Annotated in this window: 24 protein-coding genes, 5 pseudogenes and 1 riboswitch; of the genes and pseudogenes, 22 read left to right on the top strand and 7 right to left on the bottom strand. The window is 60.9% G+C overall.

Features of this window, described 5'->3' with window-relative positions:
• Nucleotides 1–308: 308 nt before the first annotated feature.
• Nucleotides 309–479 (top strand): annotated as a pseudogene (locus NKJ73_RS34330) (type II toxin-antitoxin system VapB family antitoxin); the annotation flags it as partial.
• Nucleotides 480–556: 77 nt separating this feature from the next.
• Here the strand turns inward: NKJ73_RS34330 and NKJ73_RS23385 are convergent.
• A complete protein-coding gene (locus NKJ73_RS23385) occupies nucleotides 557–814 on the bottom strand; it encodes a hypothetical protein (protein ID WP_352571240.1) in 258 nt (85 codons plus the stop codon).
• 232 nt (nucleotides 815–1046) lie between these two features.
• Complete coding sequence (locus tag NKJ73_RS23380) at nucleotides 1047–1346, bottom strand: DUF1236 domain-containing protein (protein WP_352571239.1); 300 nt, start codon at nucleotides 1344–1346, stop codon at nucleotides 1047–1049.
• Between the two features lie 497 nt (nucleotides 1347–1843).
• Here NKJ73_RS23380 and NKJ73_RS23375 point away from each other — a divergent pair, with 497 nt between their 5' ends.
• Together NKJ73_RS23375 and NKJ73_RS23370 are read left to right on the top strand one after the other, a co-directional pair.
• Nucleotides 1844–2167: a hypothetical protein gene (locus NKJ73_RS23375; RefSeq protein WP_352457219.1), complete on the top strand. Its 324-nt coding sequence runs from the start codon at nucleotides 1844–1846 to the stop codon at nucleotides 2165–2167.
• Between the two features lie 198 nt (nucleotides 2168–2365).
• Nucleotides 2366–2575: pseudogene (locus NKJ73_RS23370) on the top strand (IS66 family transposase); the annotation flags it as partial.
• Between the two features lie 383 nt (nucleotides 2576–2958).
• Here the strand turns inward: NKJ73_RS23370 and NKJ73_RS23365 are convergent.
• Nucleotides 2959–3201, bottom strand: a complete 243-nt coding sequence (locus NKJ73_RS23365; RefSeq protein ID WP_352457218.1) for a hypothetical protein — start codon at nucleotides 3199–3201, stop codon at nucleotides 2959–2961.
• A 148-nt stretch (nucleotides 3202–3349) separates the two neighbouring features.
• Between NKJ73_RS23365 and NKJ73_RS23360 the strand changes: the two are divergent.
• From NKJ73_RS23360 to NKJ73_RS23350, 3 pseudogenes are all read left to right on the top strand, one after another.
• Nucleotides 3350–3502 (top strand): annotated as a pseudogene (locus NKJ73_RS23360) (IS3 family transposase); the annotation flags it as partial.
• Nucleotides 3503–3892: 390 nt separating this feature from the next.
• Nucleotides 3893–4111: pseudogene (locus tag NKJ73_RS23355) on the top strand (tyrosine-type recombinase/integrase); the annotation flags it as partial.
• A 116-nt stretch (nucleotides 4112–4227) separates the two neighbouring features.
• Nucleotides 4228–4370 (top strand): annotated as a pseudogene (locus NKJ73_RS23350) (transposase domain-containing protein); the annotation flags it as partial.
• 27 nt (nucleotides 4371–4397) lie between these two features.
• On the opposite strand, the gene NKJ73_RS23345 reads toward NKJ73_RS23350, so the two are convergent.
• Together NKJ73_RS23345 and NKJ73_RS23340 are read right to left on the bottom strand one after the other, a co-directional pair.
• A complete protein-coding gene (locus NKJ73_RS23345) occupies nucleotides 4398–4820 on the bottom strand; it encodes a cysteine hydrolase family protein (RefSeq protein WP_352571238.1) in 423 nt (140 codons plus the stop codon).
• Nucleotides 4817–5179 carry a cysteine hydrolase family protein gene (locus NKJ73_RS23340; protein ID WP_352457216.1) on the bottom strand — a complete coding sequence of 121 codons (363 nt, stop codon included), beginning with the start codon at nucleotides 5177–5179 and terminating at the stop codon, nucleotides 4817–4819. Before NKJ73_RS23340 ends, NKJ73_RS23345 begins: the two co-directional genes overlap by 4 nt.
• On the opposite strand from NKJ73_RS23340, the gene NKJ73_RS23335 reads away from it, so the two are divergent.
• Nucleotides 5169–5531 carry a hypothetical protein gene (locus NKJ73_RS23335; RefSeq protein ID WP_352457215.1) on the top strand — a complete coding sequence of 121 codons (363 nt, stop codon included), beginning with the start codon at nucleotides 5169–5171 and terminating at the stop codon, nucleotides 5529–5531. The genes NKJ73_RS23340 and NKJ73_RS23335 overlap by 11 nt on opposite strands.
• A 118-nt stretch (nucleotides 5532–5649) precedes the next feature.
• Nucleotides 5650–5895 (top strand): DUF6074 family protein, encoded by a 246-nt coding sequence (locus NKJ73_RS23330; protein WP_084641544.1) that lies wholly within the window; start codon nucleotides 5650–5652, stop codon nucleotides 5893–5895.
• A 964-nt stretch (nucleotides 5896–6859) separates the two neighbouring features.
• Here NKJ73_RS23330 and NKJ73_RS23325 read toward each other — a convergent pair.
• Nucleotides 6860–7315, bottom strand: coding sequence for a YybH family protein (locus NKJ73_RS23325; RefSeq protein WP_352457214.1), 456 nt, complete (start codon nucleotides 7313–7315; stop codon nucleotides 6860–6862).
• Between the two features lie 1145 nt (nucleotides 7316–8460).
• Between NKJ73_RS23325 and NKJ73_RS23320 the strand changes: the two genes are divergently transcribed.
• The 14 genes from NKJ73_RS23320 (at nucleotide 8461) to NKJ73_RS23255 (ending at nucleotide 23061) form a co-directional block, all read left to right on the top strand.
• Nucleotides 8461–10005, top strand: coding sequence for a Fic family protein (locus tag NKJ73_RS23320; protein ID WP_352457213.1), 1545 nt, complete (start codon nucleotides 8461–8463; stop codon nucleotides 10003–10005).
• 181 nt (nucleotides 10006–10186) lie between these two features.
• A riboswitch (TPP riboswitch) is annotated at nucleotides 10187–10303 on the top strand.
• 104 nt (nucleotides 10304–10407) lie between these two features.
• On the top strand, nucleotides 10408–12243 hold the full coding sequence (gene thiC, locus NKJ73_RS23315; protein WP_352457212.1) for a phosphomethylpyrimidine synthase ThiC: 1836 nt from the start codon (nucleotides 10408–10410) through the stop codon (nucleotides 12241–12243).
• A complete protein-coding gene (thiO, locus tag NKJ73_RS23310; RefSeq protein WP_352457211.1) occupies nucleotides 12240–13241 on the top strand; it encodes a glycine oxidase ThiO in 1002 nt (333 codons plus the stop codon). Before thiC ends, thiO begins: the two co-directional genes overlap by 4 nt.
• On the top strand, nucleotides 13210–13407 hold the full coding sequence (thiS, locus tag NKJ73_RS23305) for a sulfur carrier protein ThiS (protein ID WP_352457210.1): 198 nt from the start codon (nucleotides 13210–13212) through the stop codon (nucleotides 13405–13407). Before thiO ends, thiS begins: the two co-directional genes overlap by 32 nt.
• A gap of 1 nt (nucleotide 13408) precedes the next feature.
• Nucleotides 13409–14182 carry a thiazole synthase gene (locus tag NKJ73_RS23300; protein ID WP_352457209.1) on the top strand — a complete coding sequence of 258 codons (774 nt, stop codon included), beginning with the start codon at nucleotides 13409–13411 and terminating at the stop codon, nucleotides 14180–14182.
• Nucleotides 14179–14784, top strand: a complete 606-nt coding sequence (locus NKJ73_RS23295) for a thiamine phosphate synthase (protein ID WP_352457208.1) — start codon at nucleotides 14179–14181, stop codon at nucleotides 14782–14784. The genes NKJ73_RS23300 and NKJ73_RS23295 overlap by 4 nt, the downstream gene beginning before the upstream one ends.
• A complete protein-coding gene (locus NKJ73_RS23290) occupies nucleotides 14775–15548 on the top strand; it encodes a hydroxymethylpyrimidine/phosphomethylpyrimidine kinase (protein WP_352457247.1) in 774 nt (257 codons plus the stop codon). The genes NKJ73_RS23295 and NKJ73_RS23290 overlap by 10 nt, the downstream gene beginning before the upstream one ends.
• Nucleotides 15549–16400: 852 nt before the next feature.
• Nucleotides 16401–17126: a GntR family transcriptional regulator gene (locus NKJ73_RS23285; protein WP_352571237.1), complete on the top strand. Its 726-nt coding sequence runs from the start codon at nucleotides 16401–16403 to the stop codon at nucleotides 17124–17126.
• A 3-nt stretch (nucleotides 17127–17129) separates the two neighbouring features.
• Nucleotides 17130–18185 (top strand): ADP-ribosylglycohydrolase family protein, encoded by a 1056-nt coding sequence (locus NKJ73_RS23280; protein WP_352457206.1) that lies wholly within the window; start codon nucleotides 17130–17132, stop codon nucleotides 18183–18185.
• Nucleotides 18182–19168 (top strand): PfkB family carbohydrate kinase, encoded by a 987-nt coding sequence (locus NKJ73_RS23275; protein ID WP_352457205.1) that lies wholly within the window; start codon nucleotides 18182–18184, stop codon nucleotides 19166–19168. Before NKJ73_RS23280 ends, NKJ73_RS23275 begins: the two co-directional genes overlap by 4 nt.
• Nucleotides 19169–19207: 39 nt before the next feature.
• The gene (locus tag NKJ73_RS23270) at nucleotides 19208–20269 is read left to right on the top strand and encodes an ABC transporter substrate-binding protein (protein WP_352457204.1); all 1062 of its coding nucleotides are present in this window, start codon (nucleotides 19208–19210) and stop codon (nucleotides 20267–20269) included.
• Nucleotides 20270–20336: 67 nt separating this feature from the next.
• Nucleotides 20337–21206, top strand: a complete 870-nt coding sequence (locus NKJ73_RS23265) for an ABC transporter permease (RefSeq protein WP_352571236.1) — start codon at nucleotides 20337–20339, stop codon at nucleotides 21204–21206.
• Nucleotides 21206–21994: an ABC transporter permease gene (locus NKJ73_RS23260; protein ID WP_352457202.1), complete on the top strand. Its 789-nt coding sequence runs from the start codon at nucleotides 21206–21208 to the stop codon at nucleotides 21992–21994. The genes NKJ73_RS23265 and NKJ73_RS23260 overlap by 1 nt, the downstream gene beginning before the upstream one ends.
• Complete coding sequence (locus NKJ73_RS23255; protein WP_352571235.1) at nucleotides 21994–23061, top strand: ABC transporter ATP-binding protein; 1068 nt, start codon at nucleotides 21994–21996, stop codon at nucleotides 23059–23061. Before NKJ73_RS23260 ends, NKJ73_RS23255 begins: the two co-directional genes overlap by 1 nt.
• A gap of 1151 nt (nucleotides 23062–24212) precedes the next feature.
• Here the strand turns inward: NKJ73_RS23255 and NKJ73_RS23250 are convergent.
• Nucleotides 24213–24722 carry a hypothetical protein gene (locus tag NKJ73_RS23250; RefSeq protein ID WP_352571234.1) on the bottom strand — a complete coding sequence of 170 codons (510 nt, stop codon included), beginning with the start codon at nucleotides 24720–24722 and terminating at the stop codon, nucleotides 24213–24215.
• Between the last annotated feature and the right edge of the window lie 227 nt (nucleotides 24723–24949).

Here is a 24949-nt window from a genome sequence, read left to right as displayed (position 1 = left end):
CCGCTTCGACGCACCTCCTGCAACAAACAGAAGCGGACATCTGATGTGCTACAAAAACCGGACAACTTGAAAAGCTACCGACAGGGGTCCGACACCTGGCACATGGAATGTCCGGCCCAGAGCCGCTCGATCTCTTGTGCCCGATCGCCGCGCATAAGATCCGCAAATTGCAAGATGATCGCGGCTGCGGTGGCTATTTGTCGACGAAAGCCGGCTGCAGGACCGTCGCTGGTTCTCAATGGAGACTGCCGCAACCGCGCCAAAGCGCGACGTTATCGGGAACGAATCCGTGCGTTGGATTTAGCTCCGCTTCGCAGCGCGCGCTGGAGGAGCGCCTACGTCGATTCGGATCCGACGCTCGCAAGCCGGCAATGCTGGAAGACCTAGCTGCCAGCCGCCGGCGCTGGGCCGCCCTGCCCGTGCTCGATGCTCGCAGCGCCGACGAGATCATTTGGGGCGCGGCCAGCAAGGACGCTTAGTGCGCAATCGATAGGACCTCCTCGCAACCCCGTTTGGACATGGACTTGGAATAGTTGAAAAACGCTCTCGACAGCCGTTATTTGGACTGGCGCGCGGCAGCGATGGCCCGCAAGAGATTAATGCTGCTCATGTCAGGTTGACTGGATGCGGCAACAGCCAGTGCTGCGGCATCGGCCATTTTCGCGACGTCGTCGCTGCTGATGGTTCCGCGCTTTTCCCGCAGGTTTAAAAGTTCGACAACGAGAATGAAGGCGTTCACGCCATACCGTTCGGCTCTGAGCTCGAATTCGCCACGCGCCAGTTCCTCCGAGTCTCCCTCGACCCTTTTGTCCATGATTTGATCGCCTCCCGCGGCAAAGCTATCATAAATTAATACGTGTTCTAACCCGCCTTCATCTGGAAAAACCCGCCGTGCCCATCAGCACGGCGGGTTGATCAAGCGTTGCCCAAGGCCTGGTGCTGGCAGATCTATAGATCGATTGCCGCCCGACAGCCTATCAAACACGCTTCGTCCCCGCGCCGCCTAACTTGGTAACGGCGGGCTTCTCCTCCCCAAATCGTTCAGGTCACTGGATGACTTTGACGATCTTGCGTGTGCCTGGATCAACGACAACGGTCCGGTTGTCGACGACGAGGTAGCGGTATTTGACGTTCGGGACCTCATGAAGCTCGACTGTGTCGGGCAGGGTTGAGCCGATATTGAGCTCCACTCCAGGAATTTTCACCGAAGCGAGTGGCTGCTTTTTCACATATTCCTTAATCACCGTCTCCTGTTCCGGGTCGATCACCACGTCCTGAGCGGCGGCAGCACCGACACCAGCCAGCAGCAGAAATCCCGCGGCTGCGGTGGAAAAACGCATTCTCATAGCTATCTCCTTGTGAGCTCTCTTGCACTGGACGCGAAACTTTGCGCCAAAGCTCCCCCAAACATGAAGCTTGTGCAGACGTTCCTCACTGAGCCTTCGGTCTAGCCGTGCGTGGGACCAAAGTCTTCGCTGCAGCGCGCAATAGCCCCGCACATGCAGCCACCCGGAACTGTGTCTGTTCGTACTCGTTGGCGTCGCTCAACGGAGGAGCCTATGGAGAACAGTGTCCACCAAGCTCGCTGGCTGCTTGCACCGGTTTTCGCCGTCTCCATCACCTTCTTGGTGATAGGAATGGTTGCTAGCTAATGCTCGCTAGCCAGAAATGACGCTCCAACAGCCCCGAATTTGTATCAGCGCAGAAAAGTCCCTTCCTGCGCTGATAGGATCCGCCCGCCATTCCTCGATTGGCGGACGGATCCTCATTTCCCAGCTGCGTCGGATGTCGAGTGAGTAGGAACGGAAATGGACGAGAACAAAAGCAATCGAGACTTGTTCACTTGTTCGACCGAGGCCGCCTGTCGGTCGATGCGCTTTATGAGGTGGAACATTTCGCGCGGGAAAATGGCGTGTGGCCGAGCCAGGTCAGCAAGCTGATCAAAGAGAACGGCAACGACCGTCTGACCCTCACCAAGGCAGTGAAGAGCTGCGCGATCGGCATTGAAAAACCCGCCGCACTCTACAGCACGACGGGTCGATCAATGCGCCGAGCACGGGGGCGTGGGCGCTGGGGTGGGCTGTGCCCGGTGCGACCGATCGTAACAAACGATACGTGCCCGGCTGCTTGGCGTCTACCAACCGCCAGTTGGGGACAATTTTCGTAGCCGGTTGGGCGGACAATCATTGCAAATGTCCTCCTTTTACATACCGTTCACTCGTTCATCCCGACGGGCGCTAATTTTGATCACCAGTGACGGCCTTTCTGAAGCATGGGGGTTCCAAAAATCCCTTTCAACAGGCCGGTTTATACCCGTCCGATCCAGAGCTTCGCCAACGCGTTTTCGACCAGGTTTGGAGTGACGAGGTTGGCAGACGAACGCCGTGCGTCGCCAGGAAAGGAGCCGCGCTATTGTCGCCGATCTCGAACCTTGGCTGCGCGAGAAGCTCGGCCTGATCAGCCACAAGACAAAGCTCGCCTTGACGCGATCCGCTACACTCTCACGCGCTGGGAAGGCCTCTCGCGCTTCCTCGACGACGGTCGCATCGAGATTGACAGCAACACCGTCGAGCGGGACCGAACAATCGACGCCCGCCTGCAGCAGCTCCATGGCAGCGCTGTGCCTCAAAACATGGGGCGCCGAAGCGTTCGAAACGCAACCGGAAGGTGCCCATTGGTCCAAGCATGGCGTCGTCAGCAGCGTGAGAGTGGCGATATCCGTGTATGACAGCAGAGTTGAAGGCACGGTCAAACACTAAAAGCCGGCGCCGTGTGGGCAAATTGGACGTCCATTGCCGCAGCAATTTCGGTCATGATGGGAGCAATTATGGCCGGGGCTATCTTTGCCTCTCCCCCTTCCCCTGGCCTCCAGAACCTGCGAAACTTCGCCATGCGGGCAACATATCACCAAGGCGACAAATAAAAACCCCGACCGGAGCCAGACGGCTGTTCTGAGGCCTACCGCTTAACGCACATACGCGGTTCCGCTGTGCCGCAGATTTCACCTATGCCGCAATCGAGATCGCGACTGCAGGGCGGCGGCATCTGCGGCGGCTCCAGCACGATGAAGGGCGTCATCACCTTTTCGCCGGGCGCAACCAGCTGCGGTGCTGCCGCTCCGGCGGGGCCAAGCGACCGGATATAGCGGTAGAGCGAGCGCACGTCGGTTTCGTCCATCTTGCGGAGATTGTACCAGGGCATTGGCGGCGCTGCGTCGAAAAAGCGGGCAATGCGCGCACGAACTCATCTTCGCCGTCGTCTGCCACCATGAGCCGCAGGTTGGCCGGATAGCTCGTCCCCCATGGACCCTGGAAACCGATGTTGCTGCCCTTGAGCGCCTTCTCCGGCCGTCTATGGCGTGCGCAAGGTGTGGCGGCAATTGAAGCGCGAAGGCTTCGATGTGGCCCGCTGCACCATTGAACGATTGATGCGGGAGGCCGGGCTGAACGGCGCCATCCGCGGCAGGCCGTTCAGAACCACGATCAGCGACAAGGCCGCGCCCGGTGACGTCGTGATCGGGCCGACTGGTGCGGTCAAGGTCATGGTGGCGACGAGGCCAGTCGACTTCCGGAATTATGTGGAGCGTCTGATTATGCGGAGTCCGCAGCGGCAATTGCTTGCCGCCTGCGGTATTTGAGCAGCGATCACTCGACATAATCTGCCGATCGGCTGACGGACTTCAGCATTGCCAGCAGCCTGGCGGGAGTGCGGAAGCGACCCGACTTGAGCGACGGTGGCGCCATCGCGGCAAGCGGTCGGCTCGGCCCGCAGGTAGATTTCAGTGCTTTGGAGGCTGGCGTGACCGAGCCAGAGCGAGACTTTGCGGACATCCCGGGTCGCCTGCAGCGTGTGCATGGCGCAGGTGTGCCGTCTATGTCGACCAAGACATAAGCGGCACACCGCCGCCGTGGAATTGCTGCAGGCCGGTGTCGATTGCTCGGTCATTGCCCTGTGGCTGGGCCATGAGACGATGGAAACGACGCTGATCTATCTTCACGCACATCTTGAGCTGAAAGAATCCGCACTCGCCAAGCTGAAGCCGTACGAACGCGCCAAAGCCGAGCGATTTCGACCAAACGACTGGCTTCTGGAATTCCTGAACGCCCTTTGAGCATGAGAACTATGCCGAGTGTCAACGACTGGCCTGCGGGCAAAAAACGGCGGGAGAAGCACGCTCTGACCGCCCTGGTGAAAGAGGCACTCGGCATAGTTCGACGGTCGGCATAAACATGCAAACTTAACGGCATCGAGCCGCTCGGCTATCTCGCCGACGTCCTCACTAGGATCGTCAACGGCTATTCCAACAGCGAATCGACGATCTCCTGCCATGGGCCTACGTCACCGCACCCAATCTCAAGGCCGTGATCTGAATTCGGGTGATAGGCGGCCTCGCCAGTTCATTCGGCTAGTTCAAGACCCCCCTGAACTCGCTCCTCGATCGCCTTCAGGAAATGGTCGGACGTCGATGTCCATCCAAAGAGTATCTGCACGAGCGTGATCGAGGCGTCATGATTGCTCCTTGAGGCGTCCCAGGAGATGGGCTCGCTAGTGCAATCCGTTAGCAGTATGCAGTGATAGTCCCTGAAGAAGGCATCCCGAATTGTCGACTCCACACACATGCTGGTCGTGCATCCTGTCACGATGAGGTGTTTGATGCCTGCGGTCTTCAGAACAGAATCGAGTTCGGTCTCGTAGAAACCGCTGAACCGCGTTTTGTAGAGGACGACATCCCCTGCCTCTGGCTTGAGGTCGTTAACGATATCTGTTCCCCAGGTGTCGCGGATCAGAATCCGGCCCTCGCTACCGTCCGGGGCTGTCATGCTCTCACCGACCCCAAAGATCTGGAGATGTCGGATAGGTTGGGGGCGTCCGATGTCCCAAGGTCCGAGAGGTCGGAATAATACCCCATCTTCAGATAGACGATGGGCACTCTCAAATTGCGAGCGGCAGCTATTACGCTGGCAGTAGGGTCGACAGCCCGTTGAATCCGGGAGATATCGATTCCGGCTCTGTCGAACATTCCACCTTTGGAGCCGAAGTCATTTTGCATGTCCACCACGAGAACTGCAGCGTTAGCGGGATCAATTGAAATAGGTTGAGGCTTCGCGTCTATGACAAGTGGCTGCATTTTTATCCTCCCACCAGCATGAGGGTCGCTCTTTGCGCCCTTGGTTATCATGATCGGCCACCTACATCGCGTCAACAAAAGGGGGAGCTACATCCTGCTTGGGAGCCCCAGGAACAGCGGTTATACTGCTGCGCGGGGCAATGAAGTCGATCGGCTGACGATGCCGGAGCGTGCCGGCTTGCTCCGTCGCGCAGCAGCGACGATCAAATCCTATTGTGACGACATCGGCTATTCCGGAACGCCAGCCAATGACACCGGCTCTGACGACGTCGTCTTCGATCTGGAATCGATTGGGAGCATTGTCGAGATTTTTCCGGCCCTGAAGAGCGGAGATCGGCCAATGTCCGCTCTTACCCATTCCTGCCCGACAGTTTGCGCCCAAGCCATCGCGCTCATTGGCTAATCGCGGCACCGTTCACCGCCCGCACAGAACTCTTACTACTACCAAAAAGAATACGCCGTTAACCAGATTTTCTAACCCGCCAATGCTTAATCGCGAGACTGAATGGGTGAGGTGATCGGTGTCAAACATAAGGGCGTTTCCGCTGTATCGGCGGCGGAAGTTGGTTGAGGGAGTTGCCCGCGTGCTGGAATCCAAGAACGGCGAGGAGGCGAATGCGTTCTGGCGCAGCACCGCCAAGACAATTCTCGTTCAGTTGTCCGAATCAGGAATTGCACCCGGGCGCGCCGAACAGGAAATTGGAACACTTCTTCATGCCGTCTTACGCGAGATAGCCAGCCGGAGTGCTGCGAAACGCACACACTAGCGTCGACTCACGACGAATGATTGCCGCTTGCAGACTCGACTAGGCTTCGCACATGTTACTGCACTGCTCCCGTCGAATGCCAGGTTTCTCACCCCTCATTGCAATATGCGCAGCCGAACTGGCTCGGCCAAGCCGGTTTCGGCAAAAGGCAGGCAGCTAGCGCGGCTCCCGCCCAAAAAGCCGGTTTCGAATATTTCATTGTTTACTCCAGCTGGCACGTGCCCGGTGGCAGCCAGCTGGAAACCTGGCGGAGCCAACCAATTGAGATCGTGAAACACTCCACTTACGCCAATGGTTACGCTCGCTGCCTATCGCCGCGCTGGCCCTAATCACCGTCCGTCGCGGTCTATAATGGGTCGGCTGGCTGCTCCGCGTCGCAATGCTGAATGCCGAAGGACTGGCGCGGCCATGGACGGGCAAGCGCAGGTCCCGATGCGATGTTTGGTGAATCCGGTTTGCTGGGCTTGCATTCCATGGTGGCTCTATCGGCTGGAATAAGCTTCTGGCGGGCAGTGTCCGTTCGAATGATGCTTTTGCGTTGCCTTGAGCGCAAGTTTTTGGCCAGCCAGCCAGCGCCTCCTCTTAAGCATGCCGCTGGTCAAGGCCCAGCGGCCTCTAGCTGCTAGTCCCCCCTCAACCAAGCCGCTGGGCCATACCCGCTAGAGCGAAGCGTGCTGTCTCGCACATTAGCAATCCCTTGCTTAAGGCCGTGCACGCTCCAGACTCGTTTCATGAAGCGGGGAATTGGAATTGGTGACGTGGTCGCAATCACCGCGACTGATCAGCGATCCGCCAAATTGGCGGCAAATCCATTGGAAAGCGCGCCAGACCCGAGAGTTAAACCGCGCGGTTAGCCGGTCCCATCGTTTTGCCTTTCAACAGGGCTGGCATAGAGCACCAGATCCCAGTCCCTGCAGCTGCCCTAGCCTTCGCAAGACGGTCGATGAGGGCCTGGATACAATCCCTATTGGGCCGCACCTAAGTTCCAGATGTCCCGATGCAGGCGCCATGTCCCGTCGTCGCCCTTTTTCAAGACGACGAGATACTTGCCCGCAACAGTGGAGAGAGCGCCGCCTTTGCTTGGCACATCGAGCGTAAATACGCCAACTTCGTAGGCGAAATTCGCACTCTCTTCCACTTCCAGCGCCTTCAGGGTGAGATTCTTCATCCCGCCCTTGATCGCGCCCTGCCAGAATTCTTCCACGCCCTTGCGGCCATCGACGCGCTTGCCGTCAGGCGGCAGCACGGCGGCATCCTCTGTATACATTTGACCCACCGCCGCCGCATTTCCGCTATTGAAGGCGTCCGTGAATTTCGTCCGCCCCGCTTCGATGTCCGCGCGAGCCGACTGGGCGGCCGCAGACAAGGCAGACGAAAGAAGCAGCACAGCAGCAAATGCAAATGACTTAACCAGTCTCATCTCGTCCTCCCTTGCGTGCCCGACACGCCCACCCGATGAATAGCGCCGACCCGAGGGCGCCGCGGCGTTCGATGGCCAGGCGCGGATTATATTAGACTTATCTGATATGACGGCGCAAGCGCAGCTGCGACCCTCTGAACGGCCAGCGTAGCAGCTGCCGGAGAGCTTCAAAGCGGCGGCTACCGCCTCACTGCCCTCCTCGTCTCGACGAAAGAGTTCGTTCGAATGATGCTTTTCCGTGGCTTTGCTCGCAAGTTTTCGTCAGCCAGCACAGGGCCTCCTCTTACGCTCGCTGGTCGTCAAGGCCCAGCGGCCACTAGCTGACAGTCCCCCCGCAGCCAAGCCGCTGGGCCCCTCGACGTGGGGAACGAGCATTGGAGACGATGTCGCGCTTTCCGTTACAGCCCGAAGGCGGGTGACAGATGACCGCGTCAGCCTCTCCACCCCGAGCTACGATTTCACGCATTCGATCAGGCACAGCTCTCTCGGGCTAGCGCGCCAAGCATGAGTTAGCTCCCGAATGAGCAGGTGCCGCCCAGTTCAGCTTCGGCCCTTGCGCGCGCAAAGTATTGGGCGAGATCGATCGGCAGTCCGGTCGGCAAATTGGGGCAGCGATGGCGAGAATGAATGCCAGGAACTTCCCTTCGGTGCCGCTTCGTCGATCTGTTTGCCGAGAAGACGCGCGCGCTGCGTGCCGCCCATACCGCAGAGAACTCACTTCAGGTCACACACACACACGACGCCACCGAGATCCTGCATCACTTTTCTACTCCGACGCCGCCACGTCACCAAGATCAGTCGCGAGCGTGATCGCGGCTATCAAATCGGGATCGCGCGCCGGAGCGCTCTATGAGTGAGCCCCGAACGGCGCGCTGCTCCTCGAGCAATCCGGCTCGACGTAAGGCGGGCCATCCGTGCCGGCCTCGTGACTAAGAGACGGGCGAATGGCGGTTCCTGGACTCACCTTTTTGTCTGAAGTCGCTTCCTTGAGCCGGTGGCGGAGTTCTTGCTTGATCGACTTCAGCACCGTTTTTGAATCGGTTTTCGGAAAATTTGTCTGGTGGCATCAATTTTCATGGGATAGGATCATTTTTCATAGGTTTTGGCCGAACTAAACCAAAATTCGATGGAAGGATTCGCTTTTCATGCCTGCGATCCAGCAGCACCAATTTTCAGGTCCTGTTACCGTTTTTCAGGAAATCCGCCTTCCTGAAACGGCGACCCCGGCCGGGTACAGCGCCCTGATCGGAGCCTACAGGCTCGCCGTGCCCTTGCCCCGTAGGTTGTTCGCCACTGGCGAGCATCATCGCATTACCGAACGGGATGGCTGGCGGATCATGACCCCCCGCCATGCCCCAAATCCTACCCTCGAAGGCCACCTGACCTTTGCGCTCAAGTACGAGGGACTGGACCTTGCCGTCCTCAAGCGGCTGTTCCAAGTGACCGGTCCCGCGCCGATCGAGGCGCTGGTCCGTGAAAGCCCGACCGGCAGTTATGCCCGCCGCATCTGGTTTTTATATGAATGGCTGAGGGGCGCGCGTATCGATCTGCCGGACGCGGAGGCCGGACGATACATTCCGGTTGTCGATCCCGAGCTGCAGTGGCCGGGACCCGACAAGACCGCTTCGCGCTACCGCGTAAGGGACAATCTCCCCGGCACGCGTGAGTTCTGCCCTCTGGTGTTCCGCACCAAGATTCTCGAAAAATTCATCGGCCTTGAACTACCGCGGCGCGCGGAGGCAATCGTAGCGGACGTGCCGCGCGACCTCCTTGCTCGGACCGCCGTCTTTCTTTTGCTCAAAGACTCGCGATCAAGCTATGCGATCGAGGGCGAGCACCCGCCGCAAGATCGCATCCAGCGCTGGGGCCGCGCCATCGGCGAAGCCGGCCGCTGGCCGATCGATCGCGATGAGCTGCTGCGTCTGCAAAGAATTGTACTTGGCGACGCCCGTTTCGTAAGACTTGGCTTCCGAAAAGAAGGAGGTTTCGTCGGCGAGCATGACCGAGACAACGGCACGCCCTTGCCCGATCACATCGGCGCTCGGCCCGAGGACCTGCCGCGGCTAATCGATGGAATGGCAGCGTTCGATCAGGGCCCCGCGCAAAACCTTGATGCAGTCGTAGCCGCCGCAATCCTCGCCTTCGGCTTTGTCTACATTCACCCGTTCGAGGACGGAAACGGCCGCATTCACCGCTACCTAATCCATCACGTCCTTGCCATGCGCGGCTTCAATCCGCCGGGAGTGGTCTTTCCCGTCTCGGCCGCGATCCTGGACCAGATCAACGAGTACAGGGGCGTGCTCGAGAGCTATTCGCAGCGCCTTCTGCCGTTGGTGGAATGGGAACCGACGCCGCAATTCAACGTCCGGGTGCTGAATGACACCGGTGATTTCTACCGGTTCTTCGATGCAACCCCGCACGCCGAATTCCTCTATGCCTGCGTTCAGCGGACGATCGAACGGGACCTTCCCGAGGAAACCGCATTTCTGCAGCGCTACGATCAGTTCCGGCAGCAGGTGGACGCCTTTATCGACATGCCCGAGCGGTTGACCGATCTGCTCTTCCTTTTTCTTCACCAGAATGATGGACATCTATCGAACCGCGCGCGCGAAAAGGAATTCGCCGCGCTGACCAGTGACGAGGCAGGAAGAATCGAGGCGATCTACGCGCAAACCTTTGGTGCCCATTGAAGGTGTGATCATCAGGATCGATTTTAAGTCCGACGTTTGCGATTCCCTTGTCCCTGCCTTCATCTCCGACGCTTGACTTGTCGCCGAGACATGCACGATTTTTTCCGCACGGTCTGACCGGCCGCCGATCAGCCGCGGCCAGAACGCGCTTGACAAACCGGAGCCGTCCCGTCCAACCTCACGCATTCACCAGGGGAGTCCCGGCAAGGGGCTGAGATACTGCTGGCATTCGCGGCGCAGTGACCCGTTGAACCTGATCCAGTTCATACTGGCGTAGGGACGGTGCAAGCGCTTTGCGGGAGTTTACGCCCGAGGTCCTGTTTCGGCAGGTCGACAGAAGCGTCTTTTCATCCTCCCGGCACAGAACTGGGTCTCCAATGCAACGAGCAAAGGAGCCTCAAGATGAATGCCCTCACCCCCGCCGTCTCGACGGGACCGCTGCCCGCCTCACGAAAAATCCACAAGCCCGGTGCCATCCACCCGCAGATCAGGGTGCCGATGCGCGAAATCTCCGTCCATCCGACGGCCGGCGAACCGCCCGTCACCGTCTACGATCCGTCCGGCCCCTATACAGACCCGACTGTCGAAACCAGCATCGAAAATGGCCTTGCACGGCTTCGCCATGAATGGGTCACCGCGCGCGGCGATGTCGAAGCCTATGACGGCCGCCACGTCCGGCCAGAAGACAATGGGTTTGCGGCGGGCGAGCGCCTAACACCGGAATTTCCAGTCCGCAACCGGCCACTCCGGGCCAAGACCGGCAAGGCGGTGACACAGTTTGCCTATGCGCGCGCTGGCATCATCACGCCCGAAATGGAGTTCGTCGCCATCCGCGAGAATCTTGGTCGCGAGATCCTGCACGGCAAGCTTGAGCGCTACGGCGAGGCCTTCGGCGCGGCGATCCCCGACTTCGTCACGCCTGAATTCGTCCGCCACGAGGTGGCGCGCGGACGCGCGATCATTCCCGCCAACATTAATCATCCCGAGAGCGAACCGATGATTATCGGTCGCAATTTCCTGGTCAAGATCAACGCCAATATCGGTAACTCCGCCGTCACATCGTCGATGGCTGAAGAGGTCGAAAAGATGGTGTGGGCGATCCGCTGGGGCGCCGACACGGTGATGGATCTGTCGACCGGCCGCAACATCCACAACATCCGCGAATGGATCGTCCGCAACTCGCCGGTGCCGATCGGCACGGTGCCGCTTTACCAGGCGCTCGAGAAAGTCGGCGGCATTGCCGAGGATCTTACCTGGGAGGTTTACCGCGACACGCTGATCGAACAGGCCGAACAGGGCGTCGACTATTTCACCATCCATGCCGGCGTGCGGCTGCACTATATCCCGCTGACCGTCGACAGGGTGACGGGCATCGTCTCGCGCGGCGGCTCGATCATGGCCAAATGGTGCCTGCACCATCACCGGGAAAGCTTCCTCTACGAGCACTTCACGGAGATCTGCGACATCGCCAGAGCCTACGACGTATCCTTCTCGCTCGGCGACGGCCTTCGTCCGGGCTCGATCGCCGATGCAAACGATGCGGCGCAGTTCGCCGAGCTGGAAACGCTTGGCGAGCTGACGAAGATCGCCTGGGCCAAGGATTGCCAGGTGATGATCGAGGGGCCTGGCCACGTGCCGATGCACAAGATCAAGCAGAACATGGACAAGCAGCTCGCCGTCTGCGGCGAGGCGCCGTTCTATACGCTTGGACCGCTGACGACCGACATCGCGCCGGGCTACGACCACATTACCTCCGGCATCGGCGCCGCGATGATCGGCTGGTTCGGCACCGCCATGCTCTGCTACGTCACGCCCAAGGAGCATCTCGGCCTTCCCGATCGCAACGATGTCAAGATCGGGGTGATCACCTACAAGATCGCCGCCCATGCCGCCGACCTGGCGAAGGGTCATCCGGCGGCGAAAGTCAGGGATGACGCGCTTTCCCGCGCCCGCTTCGAGTTCCGCTGGCAGGACCAGTTCAACCTGTCGCTTGATCCAGAAACCGCGCGGTCCTTCCATGATCAGACCTTGCCCAAGGAGGCGCACAAGGTGGCGCATTTCTGCTCGATGTGCGGGCCGAAATTCTGCTCGATGCGTATCTCCCACGACATCCGTACCGAGGCGCAGAAAGAGGGCATGGCGGCGATGGCGGCGAAATACCGCGAGGGCGGCGATCTCTACCTGCCGGCGGACGAGACCGGCGCACCGCTCATACCTCAGCCACGTGAGCCATCATGAAGGTGCTGGTCAAAGGGGCCGGCGTTGCCGGCCTCACCGCCGCCTTCGAGTTCGCCGCACGCGGCGCGGCGGTTACCGTTGCCGAGACAAGGCCTGGCCTTGGGGGCAATGCGTCGTGGTTCGCCGGCGGCATGTTGGCGCCATGGTGCGAGCGTGAAAGCGCCGAGCAGCCGGTGCTGGATCTCGGGCGCGGTGCCGCCGACTGGTGGGATGCCGCAACGCCCGGCCAGGTGACGCGGGCCGGAACGCTGGTCGTGGCCGCGCCGCGCGATGCGGGCGAGCTCGACCGGTTCGCCAGCCGCACGACGGGCTATCGGCGCGTCGAGGAAGATGAAATTGCCTTGCTGGAGCCCGACTTAGCCGGCCGCTTCCGCCGCGGATTGCTCTTTCCCGATGAGGGCCATCTCGATCCGCGCCAGGCGATGGCAGCGCTTCATGACAAGCTCGCAGCCATGGGTGTCGAATTCCACTTCGGCGCCGACGCCCAGCATGTTTTTGATTTCGATCGTCAGATCGATTGCACGGGAATGGCGGCTGTCGATGACAGGCTGCGCGGCGTTCGTGGCGAAATGCTGATACTGCGCACCCCAGACATCTCGCTGTCGCGCCCGGTCAGGCTGCTGCATCCGCGCTTTCCACTCTATTTGGTGCCGCGCACCGACCACCGTTTCATGGTTGGCGCGACGATGATTGAAAGCCAGTCCGCCGGACCCGTTACGGCGCGCTCCATGTTGGAGCTGCTGGGTACCGCCTATGCCCTCCATCCGGCCTTTGGCGAGGCCGAGATCGTTGAAACCGGTGTTGGCGTCCGTCCAGCCTTTCCCGACAATTTTCCGCGTGCCGAAACGAACGGTGAGATCATCGCGATCAACGGGCTCTATCGTCACGGTTTTCTCCTGGCTCCCGCCATGGCGCGCCAGGCTGCCGACCTGGTTTTCAGTCAAGACAGAACCAAGGAGCTTGCTCATGAAACTGATGGTCAACGGCAAAGTGCATGAGGTTGCCGCCGCCACGCTGGCCGAGCTGCTTGCCGCGCTTGACTATGAGGGCGATTGGCTCGCGACCGCCGTCAACAACGACCTCGTGCACAAAGCCAGCCGGGCGGAATTCCAATTGAACGACGGCGACCGGATCGAAATCCTCTCGCCCATGCAGGGAGGCTAGCATGTTCGATCTTCTCGGGACGACGCTTCCCTCCCGCCTGCTTCTCGGCACGGCTCAATATCCTTCGCCGGCCATCCTTGCCGATGCAGTCAGGGCATCGGGCACCTCGGTGGTGACCGTCTCGTTGCGCCGTGAAATGGCAGGCGGCAGGGCTGGCGAAAAATTCTGGTCGTTGATCCGCTCGCTTGGTGTCAGAATCCTGCCCAACACTGCTGGCTGCCACTCCGTCAAGGAAGCGGTCACGACCGCACAAATGGCGCGCGAAATCTTCGGCACGACCTGGATCAAGCTCGAAGTGATCGGCAATCACGACACGCTGCAGCCGGACGCGTTCGGTCTGCTCGAAGCCGCCCGCATCCTGTGCGAGGACGGTTTTGCGGTGTTCCCGTATACTACCGACGACCTTGTCGTCGCCGAGCGGCTGCTTGCGGCGGGCTGCAAGGTCTTGATGCCCTGGTGCGCACCGATCGGTTCCGCCCTCGGGCCGGTCAACATTACCGCGCTGCGCTCGATGCGCGGACATTTCCCTGATGTCCCGCTGATCGTGGATGCTGGTCTCGGACGGCCATCGCACGCGGCAACAGTCATGGAGTTCGGCTTTGATGCCGTGCTCCTGAACACAGCGGTCGCCAAGGCGGCCGATCCGGTCGGCATGGCGCGTGCGTTCGGCAAGGCGGTCGACGCCGGTCGAGAAGCTTTCAGCTCGGGGATGCTCGAACCCCGCGACGTCGCGGTGCCATCGACACCGACCATCGGCAGGGCGGTTTTCTCATGAAGCTCGATCCCTTCTACCTGATCGTCGACAGCGCCGCCTGGATCGAACGGCTGGTGCCGCTTGGCGTCAAGCTGGTTCAGTTGCGCATCAAGGATAGGAACGAGACCACGCTGCGGACGGAAATCCGCCGCGCGAACGGCGTCTGCGCGGTCCATGGTTGCCAACTGATCGTCAACGACTATTGGCGGCTCGCCATTGAGGAAGGCTGCGACTTCGTCCATCTCGGCCAAGAGGATTTGGCTGCGGCCGACCTGCTGGCGATTAAGTACGCCGGATTGAAGCTCGGGCTCAGCACGCACGATCATCTCGAACTGGAAACGGCCATCGCTGCCGAGCCCGACTATATCGCGCTCGGCCCCATCTATCCCACTATCCTGAAGCAGATGAAATGGGCGCCGCAAGGGCTCGAGCGGATCAGCGAGTGGAAGCATCGGGTGGCGCGGATCCCATTGGTCTCCATCGGCGGCCTCAACCCCGACCGGCTCGACGGTGTCTTCGAGGCTGGTGCGGACAGCGCGGCGGTTGTCACCGACATCACGTTGAATGCCGATCCCGAAGCGCGCACGCGAGAATGGATCGAAAAGACAAAACCATGGCGCTGAGGCGAGAACCGCATGTGCTCGTGGTCGGCGGATCAGACTCCAGCGGTGGGGCTGGAATTGCACGTGATATCGAGACGATCTCTTCCATTGGCGTGCGCACCTGCCTGGCTATCACAGCGCTGACGGTGCAGACGCACGAAGCCGTGATGGAAATCCATCCTTCGCAGCCCGATCTTGTGGCCGATCAGATGTGCGCCGCGCTGCAGGCCAACAAGGTGGCGGCAATTAAGATCGGAATGCTCGCAACGGCTGAGATCGTCGTTGCCATTGCCGGCGTGCTGCGCGAAAATCCACAGGTACCGGCAGTGCTCGATCCGGTGCTGGCCTCGAGCTCCGGCCGGGGGCTTCTGGAAGCAGGTGCCATCGCTGCCATGAGGCGCGATCTGATGCCGCTTTGCTGCCTTGTGACCCCCAATCTCCTCGAGCTGGCGCTCCTTGTTGGTGCGGAACCGCCAGCCGACGAGAGCGACGCGGTGAGACTGGGACGGAAATTGCTGGCAGCCGGCGTGCCGGGCCTGCTGATCAAAGGGGGCCACGCATCAGGACCTCGATCAACCGATATTCTGTTGCGTTCCGATCAAGAACCAATCCGCTTCGACGCACCTCGTCTTGTCGCATCAATGCGCGGGACGGGTTGCATACTGGCTAGCGCGATTGCGGCGCATCTGGCGAAGGCGAAGCCGCTCGAAGACAGTGTGCGCGAAGGCAAGCGGCTTGTCTTGGCCATGTTTAAGAAGAATGCAGCAGACCGACGAAACTTGTAAGATTTTCCAACTCTCGAAAGACACGCCTGCCTCTCGCGGATCCGGGCTGGTAATTTCCCCTCGTAACTCACCTCACTCGACAGGAGTAGTTTGACGGCCTCGCCAGGCGGCGACCGCGAGATCAACGATGGCGAGGCGGCCGTCGTGCGCCGTATCTAGTCCGTTGTGTGGCATCCTTTCCCCACATTGGACTGCGATCCTGGAATTCACCTTGGTCGCGAGCTCCTGCTAAACGACGCCCCTCGACGGGAGCGGTCGATCCCGCGTCTCGGCTGCGTCTGCGCTAGGCTGACGCTCCTTAGGCCGTCCTGTTGAACCGGACTCGGGATCACGAACTGCCTCCGACAATGAATGAACATTGTCCGTCTTACGGCCATTTCATCGCCACCGCCGGTGTGCTCAAGCGATGCAGGCCATCCCTGTCATTCAAGGGATTATCGGCTTCGAAAAACAGTGAAGCTTCATCCGTCCTTGCATCCGCTTCGCTCAGGCTCAGCAGACGTCAGCAGGTTCTTCACCACGTTAAGAGCGAGGGCGTGTGGCTCAAGCCGGCTTGGCACGGGGCCGGGAGGTGATCGCGGTGTTCGAGACCGAGCCGACGCGAAACCCAACCACTTTATGTGGCTCGAGTGGTGTGAAGGTCGGATCAGCATCATTCGCGACTACCTCAATGCCCACTATGTTGCCGATGATGCGGAGCTGGCGCTGGGCGCCAGATCCCACGGCGACAGAACCGGCGACTATGCTCGTCGCGACGCCTAATCAAGCCCGATAGCAGCTCCATGCGGCACTCGTTGACAAGCCTGCCGTGATATGAACAGGATTATACAGGCTCACTGAACAGGTACCCATATGAAGCGACGCTCGGTTCAACTGTCTCCCGGCACGGGCAAGCCCGAACAGATCGCCACCGTTCTCGAACATGAAATCCGCTCCGGTGTTCTCGGCTTCGGCGACCGGCTGCAAAGCGAGAACGAGCTCGTCCATCGTTTCTCCGTCAGCCGCAACACCGTCCGCAAAGGCCTCGAGGAACTGTCCAGCCGCGGGCTGATCACCACCAAAGTCGGCATCGGCTCTTTCGTCACCTTCGATGGCAAGCCCGTTGATGACTCCATCGGTTGGTCGCGGGCGCTCGCCAATGCCGGCGCCAATGCAGAGACGCGGACGCTGCGGCTCGAGGTGATCGAGGATCCCGATCTTGCCGCACTGCTTGGTATAGAAAACCCGTTTTTTATCGCTGTCGACCGGGTGCGCACCAATGCCAGCGACGGCCACGCCATCTCCATCGAGCGCAGCCGCCTGCCATTGTCGCCGGAACTGGAGGACGTGCCGTTACGCGGGCTGCGCGAAGGCTCGCTGCACCAGACGCTGCGCGGCGCCGGCCTCATTCCCGACCATGGCGAGGAATGGGTCGGCATCGAAATGCTCAACGCCGAGGACTCTGCAATCCTCGGTTGCCCGCAAGGCACGCCCTTCCTTCGCGGTCGCCGGTTGACCCGCGCCGCCGATGACCGGCCGATCGAATATGTGACCAGCCTGCTCAACCCGGCGCATTTTGCGCTCCATATGAGGTTCTGAGTGATGCCGGACGACACCGGGAACATGACCGATCGGGCGGTGGGGGCGCTTGTCGGCGGGGCGCTGGGAGATGCGCTGGGCATGCCGACGCAGCTTTTGTCGCCGGCCCGGATTGCCGAACTCTACGGCCATGTAGAGGGCTTCATTGCTCCTTTCGCCGACCATCCGGTGTCGAAGGGGCTCGCCGCTGGAACGATCACCGACGACACCGAACAGGCGCTTCTGCTTGGCCGTATCCTGGTCGAATCCGGCAACCGCTTCGATCATGCGCGGTGGGTCAACGCGCTGCTCGACTGGGAGCGCGACGTCAAAGCGCGCGGCAGCTACGATCTGCTGGGACCATCGACCAAACGCGCCATCAACGCCATCAACAATGGCGTGTCGGCCGAGGAAGCGGGGCGCAGCGGCGACACAAATGGTGCGGCCATGCGCATTGCGCCGGTCGGCATCATGATGCCGCCGGAGCCGCTGGACGCGCTGGTCGCCAAAGTTGCTGAGACATGCCGGGCCACGCACAACACCTCGATTGCCATTGCGGCCGCAGCCGCCGTTGCGGCGGCCGTCAGCTGCGGCGTCGCCGACGGCGACTGGCGCGCCGCTTCCGACAGCGCCATCGCCGCGGCGAGGAGCGGAGCAACGCTCGGCCATTGGGTGACTGGCGGTGACATTGCCGCGCGCATTGGGTGGGCGCAGGAGCTTGTGCGCGGCAAGGCGACGAAGGACGCGATCCGGCTGATCACCGATCTGGTCGGCACCGGCGTCGCCAGTCAGGAGTCCGTTCCGGCTGCATTCGCGGTGCTGGAAGTCGCCGGCGGTGATCCCTGGCAAGCGGCAGTCATCAGTGCCAATCTCGGTGGCGACACCGACACTATCGGCGCCATCGCGACCGGCATGGCTGGCGCCTGCACCGGCTTTTCCCGATTGCCTCAGAACCGCATTGCAGACCTCAAGGGCATCGACATAGCGGCGGTTGGCGCGCTCACCGCCGAGCTTGTTGCGGCCCGTATATCCAAGCGCCGTGCGGACAGGACGGGTCCCGGCAAGGATGCGGCGGTATGAGTGGGCGTCTTGTCCATGTCGGCAGCGCGGTGGTCGACTATATCTACCGCATCGACGCCTTGCCGGCGCCGGGTACGGAGAAGACGGCGTCGAGCTACACGCAAGTCGCCGGCGGCGGCTTCAACATGATGGTCGCGGCCAGCCGCACCGGCATGAAGGTGGTGTTCGGCGGCCAGCTCGGCAGCGGACCCAATGGCGACTTCCTGCGCACGGCCTTAGCCAGTGAGGGGATCGAGACACTGACGCCGCCATCGCCCGTCATGGACAGCGGCAATTGCGTCGCCATGATCAGCAGCGATGCCGAGCGCACCTTCGTCTCGTGGCCTGGTGCGGAGAGCTTGCTCAGCCTTGACATGATGGCGCCCGTCTCGGTCGCACCGGGGGATTGGGTGTTCACCTCCGGCTATACGCTTAGCTATCCGGGAAGCCGAGACGCGCTTGTCGACTGGATCGAGGCACTTCCGGCCGACACACCGCTTGTCCTCGACCCGACACCTGTCGTCGTCGACATTCCCCGCCCTATCCTGTCGCGGATACTCGCCCGCACCAACTGGTTGAGCTGCAACACGACGGAAGCGGCCGCGATTGCCGGTCCGGGCGGCGTCGAGACACTCGCGTCACGGCTTCTTAGCGACCACTCCCCGAAGGCCGTCGGCGTCGTTATTCGCGCCGGAGCGAAAGGCTGCCACATGCGGCTGGCCGATGGCTCGGCGCAAACGAGTGCCGGCTTCGAGGTCGACGCCATCGACACCAATGGCGCCGGCGACACCCATATCGGCGCTTTCGTCAGTGCGCTGGCGCGCGGCGCGCCGCCTTTTGAAGCAGTGCGCTACGCCAATGCGGCAGCGGCCATTTCCGTCACCCGCCACGGTGGTTCATCAGCGCCGACCGACCACGATATCCAGACATTCCTAAGCCATGCCGGCGGTCCGCCGATCGGCCTCCATGGCCGGAAGCAAGAGGCCAAACGCCCGACAGCCTGACAAAGCCCGGGATGCGGGCAAACACAGAGAGGAACGAACATGCGCATGCCCGACTTGACTGCCCTGCTGACGGCGACCGCCGTCTTCACCTCCGCACTCGCATTTGCCGCCAAGGCCGACGAGGTCCACGTACTCAACTGGAAGGGCTACGGCGCCGACGAGCCGTGGGCCATCGAAGCCTTCGAGAAGGCGACCGGCAACAAGGTCGTCAACGATTTTTTCAATTCCGAACAGGAGATGCTGACCAAGCTCAGGACCAATCCCGGCCTTTACGATGTCGTCATGATCAACGCCGCCTTCAACGACCAGGCGATGGCGGAAAAGCTGATCCAGCCGATCGACACGTCCAAGCTGCCGAACTTTGCCGACATCAGCAAGGACAAGGCCGGATCGCCGATGCTCGTCCATGACGGCAAGGTCTATGGCGTGCCGTGGGTCTGGGGGCTGACGGCGCTCGCCATCAATGAAAAATCCTTCGATAAGCCGCCGACGAGCATCGCCGAAATGTGGGATCCCGCCCACAAGGGCCGCGTCACTATCCGTGATGATGCCGTCGAGGCGGTTCAGTTCGGCGCCATTGCCACCGGCCAGAACATCAACGACATCAAGGATATGGAGGCGGTCAAGGCGAAGCTCACCTCGCTGATGCCGCAGATCAAGACGTTCTGGAGCTCGGAGAACGACTGGAACCAGATGGCTGCCTCTGACCAGATCGACATCGGCACCTATTGGAGCGGCTCGGCCGACCGCGCCAAGACCCATTTCAAGCTGCCGGTCTCGCTCGTGATCCCGCAGGAGGGCGCTGTCGCCTGGCTCGACGCCTTCTCCATTCCGGTCGGTTCCAAGAATGTCGCCGGCGCCGAGGCCTTCATCAACTACATGATCGACCCGAAGTTCTATGTCGAATGGGTCACCAAGGTCGGAGCCCCGGTATCCGCCAACACCAAGGCTGTAGAAGCACTTCCCGGGGATGCGTTCAACCGCAAGGTGATGGGTGACCCGGCAGTCGCCAAGCGCATTCAGTTCCAGGCGCCCATCACAGACGCCCAGCGCGAAACCTATCTGTCGCTCTGGCAGCAGCTCAAGGTCGACGTGAAGTAACAGCAGAAGCGGGATCAGCCGACCATCCATGTCGTCTGATGCTTCCCCATCCTGGGAGGAGGATGTCATGGCAGCACAGGTTGCGGCCGCGTCGCGCAGCGGATTGAGATCGGCCTTGCCGCTGCTGGCGCCTGCCTATCTCTGGCTGACGGTTGCGATCTTCCTGCCGCTCTCAGCCATGGTCTTCTTCTCCTTCATGACCGACCTGCCGCTGTCGGGAAAGCCGTGGGCGTTCACGCTCGAAAACTATGCCGCCTTCTTTTCACAGAGCCTTTATCTGACATTGCTTTTGGCCTCGCTGCGCCTCGGCCTCGAGGTGACGCTGTGGTGCATCGTCATCGGTTATCCCGCCGCTTATGTGCTGGCCAAGGTGCTGAAAGGCCGCAGCCGAGAGGCGATTTTCCTTCTCGTCATCCTGCCGTTCTGGTCGAATGGGCTGGTGCGCATCTTCTCCTGGGCGATGGTGCTGCGTGAAGGAGGCATTCTCGACACCACGCTCAACGCCGTGCTGCCGTTCAAGATCAACATCGACCTGATGTATTCTTATCCGGCCGTCATCATCGGGCTGGTGCACTCCTACGTGCCTTACATGGTGCTGACCTGCTACTTGACCCTGCAGGCCATCGATGACTCGCTGATAGAGGCCGGGCGCTCGCTCGGTGCCTCGCGGGTGCAGGTGCTGAATCGGGTCATCATTCCGCTGTCGTTGCCGGGGCTGGTGGCGGGCGCAGCGCTCATCTTCGTCCCGGTTGTTGGTTCGTTCATGGAACCGCGCATCCTCGGCGGCCGTACCGGCACCTTTTACGGCACTGTCATCGAAGACCAGTTCGTCGCCGTGTTCAACTGGCCGCTGGGTGCTGCGCTCTCCTTTATCCTGTTGGCCGTCGTGCTGGTCATCCTGGCGGTTGCCTCGCCGGTGCTGCGGAGGGCTACGTGATGGCGACGACACGTGCTCTCGAATGGCTCGGCCGCCTCTACATCTGGCTATTGCTCGCCTTCCTCTATGTGCCCATCGTCATCATGGCGCTGATGTCTTTCAACGTTTCGCCCTTCTACCAGCTGCCGTTCGAGTGGACGACGGAATGGTATGTCTCGCTGTGGCAGAACGCCCAGCTTATCTCAGCCACCTGGAACAGCGTCGAAATCGCAGTCATCAGCACCATCATCTGCGTCGTGCTTGGCTCGGCCGCGTCACTTGCGCTCTACCGCTATGAGTTTCGTGGCAAGAAATTCCTGCAGGCGCTGCTGTTTCCGCCAATCGCCATTCCGTGGCTGATAACCGGCACGGCGATGTTGATCTTCTTCTTCGGCGTCGGCATTGGGCGCGGCCTGTTCGCCATCCTGCTCGGGCACGTCGCGCTTGCGCTGCCCTACGTCATTGTCGTCGTGTCGGCCCGACTGCAGACCTTCGCGCCCGAGTTGGAAGAGGCGGCGCGCTCGCTCGGCGCCAATCAATGGCAGGTGACGAACCGCGTCACGCTGCCCTGGATCATGCCGGGCGTCATTGCCGGCGGGCTGTTCGCCTTCGCCGTGTCCTTCGACCAGTTCGTCGTATCCTACTTCCTGTCGACGCCCGGCCAGACGACGCTGCCGGTCGAAATCTACGCCGCGATCCGCAAGGGATTCACACCCGAGATCAATGCGGTCTCGACGATCATCATTGTCGTGTCGATGGCACTGATGCTGCTGACGGCGCGCTTCTTCAAATTCGGCGGAGAGAAGTAATGGCTGGCGTCCAAGTAGCGAACGTGTCGCGCGCTTTCGGTGCCCATAAGGCGCTGGACGATGTCTCCATCGATTTCGCCGATGGGGGCTTCTATGCCCTGCTCGGGCCGTCAGGCAGCGGCAAGACCACGCTGCTGCGACAAATCGCGGGCTTCGACTTTCCCGATTCCGGCCGCATCACCATAGGTGGTGAGAGCGTCGAGCGGGTGCCGGTCGAAAAACGGCGCATCGGCATGGTGTTCCAGAACTACGCCCTGTTTCCCAATATGAGCGTTGCCGGCAATGTCGCCTTCGGCCTGTCGGTGCGCGGCGAGCCCAAGGCGGTGATTGCCAGCGAGGTACAGCGCGCACTCGATCTCGTGCAACTCGGCAGGCTCGGCGGCCGCCGGCCGCACCAGCTGTCCGGCGGCCAGCGCCAACGGGTTGCGCTCGCTCGCGCGATCGTCATCCGGCCGCGCGTGCTGTTGCTTGACGAGCCACTCGGCGCGCTGGACAAGGCGCTGCGCGTCGACATGCAGATCGAGCTCAAGCGCATCCAGCGCGAGATCGGCATCACCACCATCTTCGTCACCCACGACCAGGAAGAAGCGCTGACGATGAGCGACCGCATCGGCATTCTGCGCGATGGCAAGCTGGTGCAGGAAGGCTCGCCCGAGGAGATCTACGATCGGCCGAAGAGCGAGTTTGCCGCCACTTTCCTGGGCGACGCCAACATCCTTCGCGGCGACAGCACGGGCAACGGCATCCGACTGCCGGACGGCACAGCGATTGCCGCTGGCGCGGGTGCCAAGCTTGCCGCTGGTGCCAAGGCAAGCTGCGCCGTGCGGCCCGAACGCCTCCGCATCTTCATTGATGCCGAGGCTCCGGATGCGGCCAATGCGAATGTGCTGCGAGGGCAAGTGTCCAAACGCATCTTCGCCGGAAATAGCAGCACTTACTTTGTCGAGCGTGCCGGCCAGACGCTCAAGGTGATTGTGCAGAACACCGGCGCTGGCAGGCTGGCGGAAGGTCAGGACGTCGTGCTGAGCTGGTCGCCAGAAAGCACGGTCTTGATCGCGGCGGGTTAGATTGACAATCAGCGTCGATTTTGTCGTCGGCGTGGCCGCGGTGGCCTATCCGGGCAAGGGTGGCGGATTTACCAAGACGCTGCTTCGCGGCCGCACCTCTCGCGTCGTGGTGACGATGGGCATGCCTTCCTTCTTTACCGGCTCTGGTTCCTCGGCCACGGCATTGCCGGCAAGGGGCGCAGCATCTTCGGCGCATTCATGCACGGCTCGACCTCAGCGCGGCAGATCGACGGCGAGGCCGATGGGCCGTCCGAGCCCTCTATGGCGTTACAGGTCTTGGCACCGTCGGCCCCCTTAGCGGAGCATGACGGAAAAGGCTGAAACGCCCCCCTTTTCGCCGCAGCTCAGCCGCTTTCCATCGAAGGGCTTTCAAGGTGGTAGGCGCGTGAGCCCGTTCCTAGTCCGAAATGATTACTTGCGCTGTAGCTAATGTAATTACAATCTTATCAAGCCGGAAGCCGCATCGACCGGCCAAGCGCGAGTACCGTCTCCGCCACTGTCTCAAGACAGCCGACGACATTTTTTGCGGTGCGCTCTAAGGGGGAAATTCAATGAGATTGACGATTATTTGTGCGGCAATTGTGATTGCCGGATCCACCGCCACCGTTGCGCACGAGAAGAAGATGGTGGTCAGAACAGAAGTCACGTCAGCCTGCCCCGACTTGTAAGGCACGGTCAAGAAAAAGAGGGGAACAGAGTTGGATTGCGGTTCAACCGGAACTGTCTCCAGCGCGGTCCCGAAAGACAAATCGGAGCCGCGCCTAGGCTATGAAACGGTTAGTCCCGGGATCATATCAATCTTTTAGCTCACAACCGGCTACGAAGGCGAGCGCCGGCATGATGCGCTGCCCCTCCCCGTGCGATTGTTCCTTCGATCGGCGACAGCAACGAACGACCTGTGAAGCGGTACCGCCCCAAGCGGATGTTGTATCACCGTCTTGGTCTGTCGGATGACGAGATGAGGCCGGCGCCAGCTAGGAACCTGCGAACTGCGATGCGAACATCCTGCTGCCGTCCAACCAGAAGATGTCCGCCAGTGTCGTAGACGACCAGTTTGGGCCTTGAACGGCGCTCCACTCCGGTAACAACAGGCAACTGCAATATGGAACGGTCGCCTGGCCCTCTGCATAGCCCTTCAGATGCGTCTTTGATTATTGCTTGAGGAACGCGCCCGTGTAGGTCTGGCCGGCAAGCGTAACGGTTCCGGCCAGGGCCCCGTCGGGCCGCATGACAAAACTGACGTCCGCGCCATTCGGTAAGCGCTCAAGCTTCCACGTGCTCCCTACAATTCTTCCAGCGCCGGCGGCCTCTCCCGGATAGTTGTCGCCCAGATTTCCCCACGCATAGGTGACCGTCACTTTTCCATTGGAAGAAATCGTCTGAACAGCAAGTTTGGCGTCATACATCCCGTCCAATTGTCCGGCCCATAGACCCGAAAAAGCAGCATACTTTGTTGGAACGCCCTTGCCAGGGGGAGTGACTGCCACGGATTGATCTAAGATCGCTGAGCCGGAAGGAACAGCGCCAGGATGCAAGGCAGGTTGTGAAGGAATACTATCAGGTTCTAACGCAGGTTCGAGAGTGGCGGGTTGCGGCGTTTCAGGAGCCGATTGGCACGCGGCTAAAGCAAGCGCCGCGAAGCCAAGCATTGCGTTGCACATGCGGTGTGCCATCTTCTGGTGCCCCGGGCCATCTTTGAGTGAAGCGCGGGCCGACCTTATCACGCGTTTTCACAACCTGTGTCTAGGCAAGCTATGTCGTACGACGGCGGCTCGTCGAAAAGCAGCCTTTGGTGCCGTTCAGATCACAAAGTTGATGGCTGACGCTGACCGCTAGCTGACGATGCTTTGCCAACGTTGGCGATCTGACAGTTGCTGGGCCCATCATT

The sequence above is a fragment of the Mesorhizobium sp. M0074 genome (genome assembly GCF_040322975.1).
Lineage (GTDB): Bacteria > Pseudomonadota > Alphaproteobacteria > Rhizobiales > Rhizobiaceae > Mesorhizobium.
This window is presented reverse-complemented; position numbering and strand designations above follow the sequence as displayed.